13 protein-coding genes and 2 pseudogenes are annotated in these 12,911 nt (G+C 65.4%); all 15 read left to right on the top strand.

The window, feature by feature from the left end; translation table 11 throughout:
• Positions 1 to 389: pseudogene (locus tag CF68_RS26180) on the top strand (methyl-accepting chemotaxis protein); the annotation flags it as partial.
• 44 nt (positions 390 to 433) lie between these two features.
• The gene (locus CF68_RS26175) at positions 434 to 1,168 is read left to right on the top strand and encodes a DUF4088 domain-containing protein (RefSeq protein ID WP_035824564.1); all 735 of its coding nucleotides are present in this window, start codon (positions 434 to 436) and stop codon (positions 1,166 to 1,168) included.
• Between the two features lie 471 nt (positions 1,169 to 1,639).
• Positions 1,640 to 1,957, top strand: a complete 318-nt coding sequence (gene flhD / locus CF68_RS26170) for a flagellar transcriptional regulator FlhD (protein WP_010812713.1) — start codon at positions 1,640 to 1,642, stop codon at positions 1,955 to 1,957.
• Complete coding sequence (gene flhC, locus CF68_RS26165; RefSeq protein ID WP_035824562.1) at positions 1,954 to 2,559, top strand: flagellar transcriptional regulator FlhC; 606 nt, start codon at positions 1,954 to 1,956, stop codon at positions 2,557 to 2,559. The genes flhD and flhC overlap by 4 nt, the downstream gene beginning before the upstream one ends.
• A gap of 119 nt (positions 2,560 to 2,678) precedes the next feature.
• On the top strand, positions 2,679 to 3,542 hold the full coding sequence (motA, locus tag CF68_RS26160) for a flagellar motor stator protein MotA (protein ID WP_035824560.1): 864 nt from the start codon (positions 2,679 to 2,681) through the stop codon (positions 3,540 to 3,542).
• Between the two features lie 27 nt (positions 3,543 to 3,569).
• Positions 3,570 to 4,535, top strand: coding sequence for a flagellar motor protein MotB (gene motB / locus CF68_RS26155; protein WP_035824558.1), 966 nt, complete (start codon positions 3,570 to 3,572; stop codon positions 4,533 to 4,535).
• Positions 4,536 to 4,587: 52 nt separating this feature from the next.
• On the top strand, positions 4,588 to 6,597 hold the full coding sequence (cheA, locus tag CF68_RS26150; protein WP_035824556.1) for a chemotaxis protein CheA: 2,010 nt from the start codon (positions 4,588 to 4,590) through the stop codon (positions 6,595 to 6,597).
• Positions 6,598 to 6,625: 28 nt separating this feature from the next.
• A complete protein-coding gene (locus CF68_RS26145; RefSeq protein ID WP_035824554.1) occupies positions 6,626 to 7,132 on the top strand; it encodes a chemotaxis protein CheW in 507 nt (168 codons plus the stop codon).
• Between the two features lie 30 nt (positions 7,133 to 7,162).
• Positions 7,163 to 8,074, top strand: coding sequence for a CheR family methyltransferase (locus CF68_RS26140; RefSeq protein WP_013951941.1), 912 nt, complete (start codon positions 7,163 to 7,165; stop codon positions 8,072 to 8,074).
• Positions 8,074 to 8,724 (top strand): chemoreceptor glutamine deamidase CheD, encoded by a 651-nt coding sequence (cheD, locus tag CF68_RS26135; RefSeq protein ID WP_035824551.1) that lies wholly within the window; start codon positions 8,074 to 8,076, stop codon positions 8,722 to 8,724. The genes CF68_RS26140 and cheD overlap by 1 nt, the downstream gene beginning before the upstream one ends.
• 23 nt (positions 8,725 to 8,747) lie before the next feature.
• Entirely contained in the window at positions 8,748 to 9,830 is a 1,083-nt protein-coding gene (locus CF68_RS26130) for a chemotaxis response regulator protein-glutamate methylesterase (protein WP_035824549.1), read from the top strand.
• Between the two features lie 88 nt (positions 9,831 to 9,918).
• A complete protein-coding gene (cheY, locus tag CF68_RS26125) occupies positions 9,919 to 10,305 on the top strand; it encodes a chemotaxis response regulator CheY (RefSeq protein WP_011616433.1) in 387 nt (128 codons plus the stop codon).
• Positions 10,306 to 10,322: 17 nt separating this feature from the next.
• A complete protein-coding gene (gene cheZ / locus CF68_RS26120; RefSeq protein ID WP_035824547.1) occupies positions 10,323 to 10,958 on the top strand; it encodes a protein phosphatase CheZ in 636 nt (211 codons plus the stop codon).
• A 408-nt stretch (positions 10,959 to 11,366) separates the two neighbouring features.
• Positions 11,367 to 11,658: pseudogene (locus CF68_RS26115) on the top strand (hypothetical protein).
• A gap of 781 nt (positions 11,659 to 12,439) precedes the next feature.
• Positions 12,440 to 12,911 (top strand): hypothetical protein (locus CF68_RS38665; RefSeq protein ID WP_035824545.1); only part of this gene is annotated, 472 nt, incomplete at its 3' end.

The following is a 12,911-nucleotide window of genomic DNA, read 5'->3' as shown; positions in this document are numbered from 1 at the left end:
AGAACGCGGCGCTGGTGGAAGAAGCCGCCGCTGCCGCCGGCGCGCTGGAAGAGCAGGCCAGCCGGCTGCAAGCGGCCGTGGCGACCTTCCGCTTGGCGGCTGAGGATGCCCGCGCGGATTCGTTCGTGGCCCACTCGCTGCCTGCGGCGACGGCAGTGCCGGCCAAGGTGTCTCGTGCCGCCGGCGCGGTGCGCGCCATCGCTGCCGGCAAGCGGGTCGCCAAGGCCCTGCCCGCCAGCACGAAGGCCGCGGCTGTGCCTGCGGCGGACCATGCCGCCGCAGCCGAGGCGGCTGATGCCGTCGCCACGCAGCCGGCGCGGCTTGTGGCAGGCAGGACCGCGCGGCCCGCGCTGGCAGCCGCCGACAACGGCGACTGGAGCGCGTTCTGATCCCCACTGGCAACGGGCCGCGCGGCGGCCCGGATGGCAAGGCTATGACAACCGAGATCAACCTGGCCCTGCCGCATGACGATGCGGCCCGGCTGCGCAAGGAATTCGAGCAGTTCGTCGGGGTCTCGACCGGCCTGGACCGCGAGTTCCTGCCGCCCGATTTCCAGGAATTCCTGCGCGCGCGGCTGCTGCAGCATGACGGCCCGCTCACCGAGCGCGCGGTCTCGCGGCTGCTGTCCGGCGGTGAATACGGCTGGGCACGCCGCGTGTTCGACAAGCAGTTGCCCAATGCGCTGGCGGCGCTGATGCGCGATGCCCAGCGCTTTGGCTTCGGGCTGGCAGTGCAGCCGGACTGGACGCCGGACCAGCGCCTGGCGCATGCGCGCGAATGGGCGGCGCAAGTGCTGTCGGAATGCGGCGCCGATGCCGCCTTCACCGAGGCGCTCGCCACGCAGGTGGCGGCTTCGGCCGAAGACGTGCGGGTGCTGGAAGAGCGCATGCGCACGCCTGCATGGCGGCTGGCCGAAAGCCTGCGCCAGCGCGCCTATGACCTGATGTACGCGCTGCAGACCGAAGACGGTGAAGCCGCGGGCCGCGCACGCGTGGGCGAGCTGCGCGGCATGCTGGGCCTGGCCCTGGAGTACGGCTCGGTGCGGCCGGAAGAAGCCTCGCGCGTGCTGGAGCAGGTGGAGCGCATGCGCCCGGCGCTGTTCCGCGAAGCGCCCGACGATGTCTTCGCCCGGCTGGCGGCATGGCTGCGGCGCATGTTCGCGCACTGAGGGCGCGGCCGGAATCCGGCCCGCTGCATCCGGCCATGAATTTCGTACAGTGCTTGCGCGCTGAACGCCACATGCGCCACTCGTCAATAGAGGATTCCAGCAGGCTACCGAGGACGCTGGTCGCGCGTTTGCTGATATGACGTTTGCGAGACTGGCTTGTGCCAGATCAAATGTCAGTGATGTGAACTGTTACAAAATGTGCGCGGCCATGTATGTTTCATGCGACATTTGCTTCCCCCCCGCGTAAGTAGGGATTGGCATTGCGGGTCGATTGCCGATATAAACGTAACAGTCTTGCTTACACTCTGTAACACTTGTAACGGGGTTGATTACAGTTGGACACGGGCGTAGTTCCTTAGTCGTACGTTGTACCCGCCCAGCCGCATACAAACGATCTGGTCGCCGGGCCCGCGAGGGCACCGGTAAGCGCCGGACAAGCGGCCACGGTGGGTTTTTGGTAGCGGGGATAAATTGGAAAGCAGTGAAGTTCTCCAGGAGATCAGGGAGGTTAACCTCGCCTATCTGCTGCTCGCGCAACGCCTGGTGCGCGAAAACCAGGTCGAAGCCATGTTCCGGCTCGGGGTCAGCAAGGAAATTGCGGATATTCTTGCCAAGCTGACTTCCGCGCAACTCGTCAAGCTGGCGGCATCCAACATGGTGCTGTGCAGGTTCCGCTTCGACGACCATGCGCTTCTGTCCACTCTCACCCACACGGCCAAGAGCCATGACATGCAGCAGATCCACGCCGCGATCCTGCTTGCACGCCAGCCTGTGGAGTCGCTCAATTGACCGCGCTCCTGCAGGCCGAGCCGACCCGGAGTTACACGGCCACCTCCGTTCCCAGCCGCAAGAGCGTGCTCCAGGATGCGAACCAGACCCAGCTTGCCATCGAGCTGATCGGCCTGGGTGCGCGCCTGCAGGTGCTTGAATCCGAGACCACGCTGTCGCGTGACCGGCTCATCCGCCTGTACAAGGAGCTGCGCGGCGTCTCGCCCCCCAAGGGCATGCTTCCCTTCTCGACGGACTGGTTCACCACCTGGCTGCCGAATATCCACTCGTCGCTGTTCTTCTCTGCCTACCAGTTCATGGTGCAGGAGGGCGAGACCGTGGGCATTCGCGCGGTGGTGGCTGCCTACCGCCTGTACCTTGAGCATGTTTCGCTGCTCGGCGGCGAAATTGTCTTAAGTTTCACGCGTGCCTGGACGTTAGTACGGTTCTTCGAGAGCAACATGCTGCAGCTGTCCCGGTGCACGTGTTGCGGCGGGCAGTTTGTCACGCACGCGTATGAGCCGCACGCGAATTTTGTGTGCAGCCTGTGCCGTCCGCCGTCACGCGCAGGGAAAGTGAAGAAGCTCTCGAAAGACGCCGCCGCCGTGCAGACCAACGCCTGATCCTGGTCAAGGTCCGCCGGCTGGCAAGCTTGCAGCGCTGGCGGACGGACCACTCTCCGTTCGCCCGTGCCCGGGCAATTGTGCGTGACTGACGCGCGTTTTTAGACGGGGATCCGATCGTGCTAGTAGTTCTTGGCTATGTCGTCGTGGTTGTGGCGGTGCTTGGCGGTTACGCCATGACCGGCGGCCACATGGGCGCGCTATATCAACCGGCGGAATTTGTGATCATCGGGGGCGCCGCCTTCGGCGCCTTCATCGCCACCAATACAGGCAAGGCCATCAAGGCCACCGTCAGGGCGCTGCCGGGCCTGTTCAAGAGTTCCAAGTACAAGAAAGAGCTGTACCTGGACGTCATGTCGCTGCTGTACGTGCTGCTGTCCAAGGCACGGCGAGAGGGCATCCTGTTCCTGGAAAAGGAAATCGCGGACCCCGCCGCCAGCAGCGTTTTCAGCCAGTACCCGCGCATCCTGTCGGATCCGGTGGTGATGGAATTCCTCACCGACTACCTGCGCATGATGGTCAACGGCAACATGAACGCCTTCGAGATCGAGGCCCTGATGGACCACGAGATCGAGACCTTCCGCCACGAGGCCGAGATCCCCGCCCATGCGCTGTCGCGCGTCGGCGACGCGCTGCCGGCCTTCGGCATCGTCGCCGCGGTGATGGGCGTGGTGCATGCGCTGGGTTCGGCCGACCTGCCGCCGGCCGAGCTGGGCGCGCTGATCGCGCACGCCATGGTCGGCACCTTCCTCGGCATCCTGCTGGCCTATGGCTTTGTCTCGCCGCTGGCCGCGCGCATCGAGCTGCAGGTGTCCGAGAACGTCAAGGTCTACGAATGCATCAAGGTGGTGCTGCTGGCCTCGCTCAACGGCTACGCGCCGCTGGTGGCGGTGGAATTCGGCCGCAAGGTGCTGTACTCCACGGTGCGGCCGTCGTTCCTTGAGCTCGACGACCACGTGCGTGAAGTCAAGAGCCTGAATTAAGGCGCGCAAGCAGCAAGGGGCACCGTCATGAGCAGCGCACACGATATGCGTCCGATCATCGTCCGCCGGGCGAAATCGCACGCCAAACCGCACGGCAACCACAGCTGGAAGATCGCCTACGCCGACTTCATGACGGCGATGATGGCGCTGTTCCTGGTGCTGTGGTTGCTGTCCAGCGCCAACAAGAAGACGCTGGAAGGCATTGCCGAATACTTCCGCATGCCGCTCAAGGTGGCCATCGTCGGCGGCGAGAAGAGCAGCCAGACGCCCAGCGTGATCCCGGGCGGCGGCCAGGACGCGCTGCGCAAGGACGGCGACACCATGCGCGCGCGCACCAACGAACCCAGCGACGAGCAGCGGCGCAACGAGCAGCAGGAAGCGCAGCGCCTGCGCGCGCTCAAGCAGCGCCTCGAGCAGATCATCGAGAACAACCCGATGCTGCGCCAGTTCCGGCCGCAGCTGCTGCTGGACATCACCAGCGAGGGGCTGCGCATCCAGATCCTGGATACCCAGAACCGGCCGATGTTCCGCACCGGCAGCGCCACGGTCGAGACCTATATGCGCACCATCCTGCGCGAGATCGGGCCGGTGCTGAACGAGCTGCCCAACAAGGTCAGCCTGTCGGGCCATACCGATGCGGCCAACTATTCCAATGGCGAGCGCACCTACAGCAACTGGGAACTGTCGGGCGACCGCGCCAACGCCTCGCGCCGCGAGCTGATCGCCGGCGGCATGCAGGAGGGCAAGGTGCTGCGCGTGCTGGGCCTGGCTGCGACCATGCCGCTGGACAAGGAAGACCTGCTGGCGCCGGTGAACCGGCGCATCAGCATCGTGGTGCTCAACCAAAAAGCCCAGGCGCGCTTCGAGGCCGAGAACGCCAGCGCCGCCGAGGTCTCGGTGGCGGCGCAGGCCGGCAAGGCTGCGCAGGAGATGCAGGCGGGGCTGGCAGCGGCCTCCGCGCCCGCGCCTGCGGCCACGGGCAGCAAACCATGACGCGCGGCCGCTGCGGCAGCGCCAGTGCAGTAACCAAGTGACTCAGGACGCCATGTCTGTCGATATCGATATCACACAGTTTTACCAGACCTTCTTCGAGGAAGCGGAAGAACTGCTCGTCGAAATGGAGCAGCTGCTGCTCGGCCTGGACATTGAGTCGCCCGATCCCGAGCATCTGAACGCGATCTTCCGGGCGGCGCATTCCATCAAGGGCGGGGCTGCCACCTTCGGCTTCGCGGCGCTGACCGAGACCACCCATATTTTCGAGAACCTGCTGGACCGCACGCGCCGGCAGGAACTGGCGTTGACCAGGACCATCATCGACACCTTTCTGGAAACCAAGGACGTGTTGCAAGACCAGCTCAACGCCTACCGCAACGGCACCGAACCCGATCCAGAAACGCTGGCGCGCATCTGCGCCGTGCTGCAACAGCTGGCGCAGGAAGCCGCCGGGGCCGGCGCGGCTGCGCCGGCCCCGGCGCCCGCACCGGTTGCCGCAACGACTCCCGCTGCCGCTCCCGCCGGCGGCGGGCTCAAGATCCGCCTGATCCGGGTTTCCGCCTCCGACCAGGCGCTGCTGCGCGAGGAACTGGCCAACCTGGGCGAGATCACCGGCCAGCAAGAGGTGAATGGCGAACTGGTGGTGTGGCTCAACACCCAGTGCAGCGCCGACGACATCATCGCGGTGTGCTGCTTCGTGATCGACCTGGACCAGATCGTGATCGAAGCCGAAGCCGAGGCACCTGCTGCTGCCCCCGCGGTGGTCGAGGCTCCTGCCCCGGCGCCCGCCCCGGTCGCCGCCGCCCCCGCCCCCGCCGCGGCAGCACCCGCCGCCGCGCGCGAGAAGGCCAGGCCGCAGGCGAGCGCCGCGCACGGCGAAGGCTCGATCCGCGTGCCGACCGAAAAGGTCGACCAGATCATCAACCTGGTGGGCGAGCTGGTGATCACGCAGTCGATGCTGGCGCAGACCGCCTCTGCGCTGGACCCGGTGCTGTTCGACCGCCTGTTCTCCGGCATGGGCCAGCTCGAGCGCAATGCGCGCGACCTGCAGGAAGCGGTGATGTCGATCCGCATGATGCCGATGGACTATGTGTTCTCGCGCTTCCCGCGGCTGGTGCGCGACCTGGCCAGCAAGCTCGGCAAGCAGATCGACCTGGTCACCTTCGGCAAGGCCACCGAGCTCGACAAGAGCCTGATCGAACGCATCATCGATCCGCTCACGCACCTGGTGCGCAACAGCCTGGACCACGGCATCGAAACCCCGGACAAGCGCGTGGCCGCCGGCAAGGACGCGACCGGCCAGCTGATCCTGTCCGCGCAGCACCATGGCGGCAATATCGTCATTGAAGTCAGCGACGACGGCGGCGGCCTGAACCGCGAGCGCATCCTGGCCAAGGCCATCCAGAACGGCCTGCCGGTGTCGGAGACCATCACCGATGAAGAGGTCTGGCAGCTGATCTTCGCACCGGGCTTTTCCACGGCCGAAGTCGTCACCGACGTGTCGGGCCGCGGCGTTGGCATGGACGTGGTCAAGCGCAACATCCAGGAGATGGGCGGCCACGTCCAGATCAGTTCGCGCCCGGGCCTGGGCACCACCATCCGCATCGTGCTGCCGCTGACGCTGGCAATCCTGGACGGCATGTCGGTCAAGGTAGGCGAAGAGACCTTCATCCTGCCGCTGAACTGCGTGATGGAGTCGCTGCAGCCCAAGGCCGAGGATGTCCACACCGCCGCCAACTCCGACCGCGTCATGCACGTGCGCGGCGAATACCTGCCGCTGCTTGAGATGCATCGCGTGTTCAACGTGGCCGGCGCGCTGCAGGAGCCGACGCAGGGCATTGCCGTGATCCTGCAGGCCGAAGGCAAGCGCTTTGCGCTGCTGGTGGACCAGCTGATCGGCCAGCACCAGGTGGTGCTGAAGAACCTGGAAACCAACTACCGCAAGGTGCCGTGCATCTCGGCGGCGACCATCCTTGGCGACGGCAGCGTGGCGCTGATCGTCGATGTCGGCGCGCTGCAGCGCACCGGCGTGCGCCGGCAGGAACCGGCGCTGGCGCAGTAACCGACCAATCACAGGAGAACTAGACATCATGGCCGGCATCGGACACATCGATACCCCCGGAAGCGACGCTTCGGGCCAGGAGTTCCTGGTCTTCACGCTGGGGTCGGAGGAATACGGCATCGACATCCTCAAGGTGCAGGAGATCCGCAGCTACGAGACCGTGACCCGCATCTCCAGCGCGCCGGACTTCATCAAGGGCGTGACCAACCTGCGCGGCGTGATCGTGCCGATCGTCGACCTGCGCCTGAAGTTCCGCCTGGGCAACGTGCGCTATGACCACCAGACCGTGGTCATCATCCTGAACGTGGCCGGCCGCGTGGCCGGCCGCGTGGTCGGCATCGTGGTGGATGGCGTGTCCGACGTGCTGACGCTGACGGGCGATGCGATCAAGCCCGCGCCGGAGTTCGGCGTGTCGATCTCGACCGAGCACCTGACCGGGCTGGGCACCATCGACGGCCGCATGTTGGTGCTGATCGACATCGAACGCCTGATGACCAGCGCGGAGATGGCGCTGGTCGAGGCCGAGCTGGCCTGATCCAGCGCACGCACCACTGAAGCACATCCCATGACGCCGTTCCGCACCGCCGCCAGCGTTCCCGGCCAGACCGGGTCGGTCCTTGCGCCGGGCGCCATCCTGCGGCGCGACGACGCGCGCGACTTCCTGCTAACCGAACGAGACTTCGAGAAAATCCGCGCGCTGATCCACCGGCGCGCGGGCATCTCGCTGGGCAGCCACAAGCGCGAGATGGTCTACAGCCGGCTGGTGCGCCGGCTGCGCGCGCTGCAGCTGTCGGACTTTGCCTCGTACCTGGCGCTGCTGGACGCGGACGACCGCTCTTCGGAGTGGGAGTTCTTCACCAATGCGCTGACCACCAACCTGACCTCGTTCTTCCGCGAGGCCCATCACTTCCCGCTGCTGGCCGAGCACGCCAAGAAGACCGGCCGCCCCTACAGCGTCTGGTGCTCGGCCGCCTCCACCGGCGAGGAGCCGTACTCGATCGCCATCACGCTGGCGGAGGCGCTGGGCGACCGTGCCGGCACGGTGCTGGCCACTGACATCGACACCCAGGTACTGGCCAAGGCCCGCGGCGGCGTGTATTCCGCGGAGCAGGTCGCGCGGCTGTCGCCGGAACGGCTCAAGCGCTTCTTCCTGAAGGGCACCGGGCCGCGCACCGGTTCGGTCAAGGTCAAGCCAGAGCTGGCCGCCACCATCGCGTTCGAGCCGCTGAACCTGCTCGCGCCCGACTGGGGCATGCGCGAGCAGTTCGACGCCATCTTCTGCCGCAACGTGATGATCTACTTCGACAAGCCGACCCAGGGACGCATCCTGGAGCGCTTCGTGCCGCTGCTCAAGCCGCACGGGCTGCTCTTTGCCGGCCACTCGGAGAACTTCTCCTATGTCACGCGCGCCTTCCAGCTGCGCGGGCAGACCGTTTATGAACTGGCGCCGGACGCGGCCAGGGCGGGAAGGCCGTGATGCGCACGCCCCATCTACCCGAAGCCCTTGCCACGCGCACGTATTTCGACCGCGAGTTCGGCAAGCAGGCCATCAAGCTGTTGCCCAACGAGTACTATGTGACCCGCGAGGACGTGGTGCTGACCACCGTGCTGGGCTCGTGCGTGGCGGCCTGCATCCGCGACGAGAGCGCCGGCGTGGGCGGCATGAACCACTTCATGCTGCCCGATGACGACGGCAGCGCCGACCGCATGCTTTCGGCATCGATGCGCTACGGCAGCTATGCGCTGGAAGTGCTGATCAACGAACTGCTCAAGATGGGCGCGCGCCGCGAGCGGCTGGAGGCCAAGGTCTTCGGCGGCGGCGCGGTGCTGGCCAATATGACCACGCTGAATATCGGCGACCGCAATGCGGATTTCGTGCTGCGCTACCTGAAGACTGAAGAGGTCCGGGTTGCGGCGCAGGACCTGCGCGGCCCGCATGCGCGCCGGGTCAGCTACTTCCCGATCGGCGGGCTGGCGCTGGTGCGCCGCCTGACGCGGCAGGACGACCAGGTCTCGGTGGCGCGCGACGAGCGCGCACTGGCCCGCGCCATTGCCACCTCGGCCCGGGCGCCGGCGCAATCGCCTGAACTGTTTGCGCGACAGTCCTTCTCGCGCCAGCTTCCCTGAAACCAATACAAGCACGATCAATCATGACTGCCGCCAAGATCAAGGTGCTCTGCGTGGACGATTCCGCGCTGATCCGCAGCCTGATGACGGAGATCATCAACAGCCAGCCCGACATGGAAGTGGTGGGCACCGCGCCCGACCCGCTGGTGGCACGCGACCTGATCAAGCGCCTGAACCCGGATGTGCTGACGCTGGACGTCGAAATGCCGCGCATGGACGGCCTGGACTTCCTGGAACGCCTGATGCGGCTGCGGCCGATGCCGGTGCTGATGGTGTCGTCGCTGACCGAACGCGGTTCCGAGATCACCATGCGCGCGCTGGAGCTGGGCGCGGTGGACTTTGTCACCAAGCCCAAGCTGGGCATCCGCGACGGGCTGCTGGAATACACCGCCACCATTGCCGACAAGCTGCGCGCCGCGTCGCGCGCCCGCGTGCGCGCGGCCGCGCAACCGGCCGCGCCGGCAGCGGCCGGCACCGAGCCCGTGCCGATGCTGCGCAGCCCGCTGCTGTCGACCGAAAAGCTGATCATCCTGGGCGCCTCCACCGGCGGCACCGAGGCCATCAAGGAATTCCTGATGCCGCTGCCGCCCGACAGCCCGGCGGTCATGATCGTCCAGCATATGCCGGCCGGCTTTACGCGCTCGTTCGCGCAGCGACTGGATGGCCTGTGCCGCATCACCGTCAAGGAAGCCGTGCACGGCGAGCGCGTGCTGCCCGGCCATGCGTATATCGCGCCGGGCGATTCGCACCTGCTGCTCGCGCGCAGCGGCGCCAACTATGTCGCGCACCTGTCGCAGGAAGCGCCGGTGAATCGCCACCGCCCGTCGGTCGACGTGCTGTTCGATTCGGCCGCGCAGCATGGCGGCAAGAACGTGATCGGCGTGATCCTGACCGGCATGGGCAAGGACGGCGCGCGCGGCATGCTGCGCATGCGCGAGGCCGGTGCCTACAACCTGGCCCAGGACGAGCACACATGCATTGTGTTTGGCATGCCGAAGGAGGCGATCGCCACCGGCGGCGTGCATGAAGTCGTGCCCTTGCCAGCGATGACCCAGCGCGTGATGGCACGCCTGGCCACATACGGCACGCGCGCGCAGCGGGTGTAAACCAAATCGGGCCGAGCGGGGCGCGCATGCCGGCGCGCAGCGCTCGTCCTGGCAACAAGCCAACACTGTATTTACTGGAGCCCTCAAAGTGGACAAGAGCATCAAGATCCTGGTCGTGGATGATTTCCCGACCATGCGCCGGATCATCCGCAACCTGCTCAAGGAGCTGGGTTTCGTCAACGTCGAGGAAGCCGAGGACGGCGCCGCCGGCCTGGAGAAGGCCAAGGATGGCAGCTTCCAGTTCGTGATCTCGGACTGGAACATGCCCAATATGGACGGCCTGACCATGCTGCAGGCGATCCGCGCCGACGCCAATATCGGCAAGATCCCGGTGCTGATGGTGACCGCCGAAGCCAAGAAGGAAAACATCATCGCCGCGGCCCAGGCCGGTGCCAACGGCTACGTGGTCAAGCCGTTCACGGCCGCCACGCTGGACGAGAAGATCACCAAGATCTTCGAGAAGCTCGGCGGCTGAGGCGGAGGCGCGTTTCCATGACCCCGACCCTGAGCAATGATTCCGCCGAGCAACTGATCCTGCGCATCGGCAACCTGACGCGGATGCTGCGCGACAATATGCGCGAGCTCGGCCTGGACAAGGAGATCGAGCGCGCCGCGCAGGCCATCCCCGATGCGCGCGACCGGCTGAACTACATCGCCGCCATGACCGAGCAGGCCGCCGAGCGCACGCTCAACGCGGTCGAGCTGGCACAGCCGATCCAGTCCGGTATCGAGCAGCAGGCCGAAACCCTGGACAAGCGCTGGGACGCCTGGTTCGAGCAGCCGGTGGAGCTGGCCGACGCCCGCTCGCTGGTGCTCGACACCCGCGCTTTCCTGTCCGAGGTGCCCGCCCAGGCCCGCGCCACCAACAGCCATCTGCTCGACATCATGATGGCGCAGGACTTCCAGGACCTGACCGGCCAGGTCATCAAGAAGATGATGGACATGATCCGCGCGCTGGAGCAGGAGCTGCTGCAGGTGCTGATCGACAACGTGCCGTCCGAGCGGCGCGTGGAAGTGCAGGCGCCGTCGACGCTGCTCAATGGTCCGCAGGTGAACCCGGAAGGGAAGCCGGATGTGGTGTCGGACCAGGCGCAGGTGGATGATTTGTTGGCGAGTTTGGGGTTCTAAGGTTTCGGTTGCGCTCGCTTTTTAAGAGTTTGCCCATACTCGCGCTTGCTGTCTCTCTTCATACTGGGTTCGTCGCTGCGTCGTGGCGACCGGGTTTAGCAGCCTGAGTGAAAAGTTCAGCCGACTGCCTTCTGGCGGTATTCTTACGTCCGCCGTGTCCACGCACGCCTCTTCCATGGGCGGGCCATGGCGGGGGAGCCGTAGGGCTCGCCGGCTCCTTTTCACCGGTCTGCTAACCCTGCCTTGCGCCCGCCCGCCCCGATTAGCAGCGGGGTAGCGGGATTCAACCTGTATGGAAAGGAGGCAGTTCTATGTATCAGTCTTTGCTCTCCCACTCCGGGCGATTGGTAATCCCCCGCGCTCTCACCTTGCACCAGCGCCCGCAAACCTCGCATGCGGAGGTGTGCCATGTATAGCCATAGCCACCACGGCATCACAGCGGAACACAATGGTGCCGACATGCTCGTGACCGCTCATAGTCCCGGGGGAGAATCCGCTGAGTCTTGCGGTGCAACGTGCGGCGCAGCTTCATGGGCTCTTGCTTATGGCGAGCGATCATGGGGCTTCTGGGCAGGATCCGGTGGATCTGGAGCAGGGGATCTGGGAGAGCTTGCTTTCTCTTGCGGCCTGGCTGGCGCATGAGACGCAGGTGTTGAGTGAGTTGGCTGTGGTGCAGGGGCAGGCGTTTCGGGTTGAGTGACGTTGGGCGGGGTGTGCAGCCGTGTAATCGGCTGCCGCCCCATCCTGGGAGCATTGGCGGTTTTGCCTTGGGACTGAGGGTCTCAGAACGACCCGCTTCCGACACTCGGCGGCTCCGTTTGGATAACTGCTATCCACTGAAACGCGCTCCTTGCCGGGCTTGCATGAAGATGCCCCTTATCAGTCTGTTCATGCTTGCGATGGCTTCCCGTCGGCGAGTGGCTCGCCTTGTCGGTCCGCCAGGCGATGTTTCATGATGGCTGATCGGGTCATCGACACATGGGGTGAGTCCTGGACCCCACGGTGGTGGGATGCTTGCGTGTCTGTCACGCTCGCGGGCGTTCGCGCATGTCATGATTCGGTCGAGGCGCCCCCAAAGGCGCTCCGTTTCCGCGAATCCACAACGATGACAGACACGCTTCCCGACTTGCCCCAGGAATGGCCGGAATCCCTGGCACCCGATGCCCCCGTCTTGACCAGCAAGGCCGCGCCTCCCCTGGGCGAGCCATTGCTCGATTTCTCCGCGATGAGCGGCACCACGTTCGAGCAGTTCTGCTGGTGGTTACTCAAGAAAGACCATACAGCTGGTCGGCTGCAAGCGTCTTGGCGGCGAAGGCAAGGCACAAGGTGGCATCGACCTGTTTGCGTTTGACGCGCAGGGAGCCGGCAAGCTGAGCGTATTCGAATGCAAAGCGTGGAAAGCTTTCGATCCCACGCGCCTGACCAAGGCCATCGATGCCTTCCTGCAGGGGCCGTGGGCAGCTTCCACGCGGACGTTCACGATGATCGTGGCGCAGCAGGATATGGGTGGTGGCCAGCTGGCACTGCGCTGGACGACGGAAAAGGAGCGATTGAAGCGGGCCGGCATCGAGGGCGACCTGTGGACAGCGCATACGCTGACGCAGCGGGTTCAGACCTATCCGGACATACTGTCCAAGTTCTTTCCCTGGCACAGCATCGATTTGTTTGCCAATCGGTGGATGGAACGTGTTGCCTTCCACGAGTTGGTGAGCAAGGCGTTCTTCGATCCCCGAGAGCGTGTGGCATGCTGGGCGCGTGATCTGGTTGCCCAGACTGGCTCGTCCAGTCCGGAGCATCGAGGCGCTTTGCCATCGGCGCAGAACGGTTCGGTCGAACCCGACGACGATGGGTACCTCGCTTCGTCGCTAGAGATTGATGGGATTCATCGGCAAGTCAATCGAAACGGAAATAGCTGGCATTTCAAGGCATCCCCTTATACGGAAGTAGGACCGT

Source organism: Cupriavidus sp. SK-4, assembly GCF_000611125.1.
Lineage (GTDB): Bacteria > Pseudomonadota > Gammaproteobacteria > Burkholderiales > Burkholderiaceae > Cupriavidus > Cupriavidus necator.
The sequence above is the reverse complement of the archived record's forward strand: the minus strand, read 5'-3'. Positions and strand labels throughout refer to the sequence as shown.

Excerpts from the sequence above, each read along its gene's own strand:
- cheZ (WP_035824547.1), top strand. The coding sequence starts at position 10,323 with ATGACCCCGACCCTGAGCAATGATTCCGCCGAGCAACTGATCCTGCGC.
- cheA (WP_035824556.1), top strand. The coding sequence starts at position 4,588 with ATGTCTGTCGATATCGATATCACACAGTTTTACCAGACCTTCTTCGAG.
- CF68_RS26175 (WP_035824564.1), top strand. The coding sequence starts at position 434 with ATGACAACCGAGATCAACCTGGCCCTGCCGCATGACGATGCGGCCCGG.
- CF68_RS26130 (WP_035824549.1), top strand. The coding sequence starts at position 8,748 with ATGACTGCCGCCAAGATCAAGGTGCTCTGCGTGGACGATTCCGCGCTG.
- CF68_RS26145 (WP_035824554.1), top strand. The coding sequence starts at position 6,626 with ATGGCCGGCATCGGACACATCGATACCCCCGGAAGCGACGCTTCGGGC.
- CF68_RS26140 (WP_013951941.1), top strand. The coding sequence starts at position 7,163 with ATGACGCCGTTCCGCACCGCCGCCAGCGTTCCCGGCCAGACCGGGTCG.
- cheD (WP_035824551.1), top strand. The coding sequence starts at position 8,074 with ATGCGCACGCCCCATCTACCCGAAGCCCTTGCCACGCGCACGTATTTC.
- motB (WP_035824558.1), top strand. The coding sequence starts at position 3,570 with ATGAGCAGCGCACACGATATGCGTCCGATCATCGTCCGCCGGGCGAAA.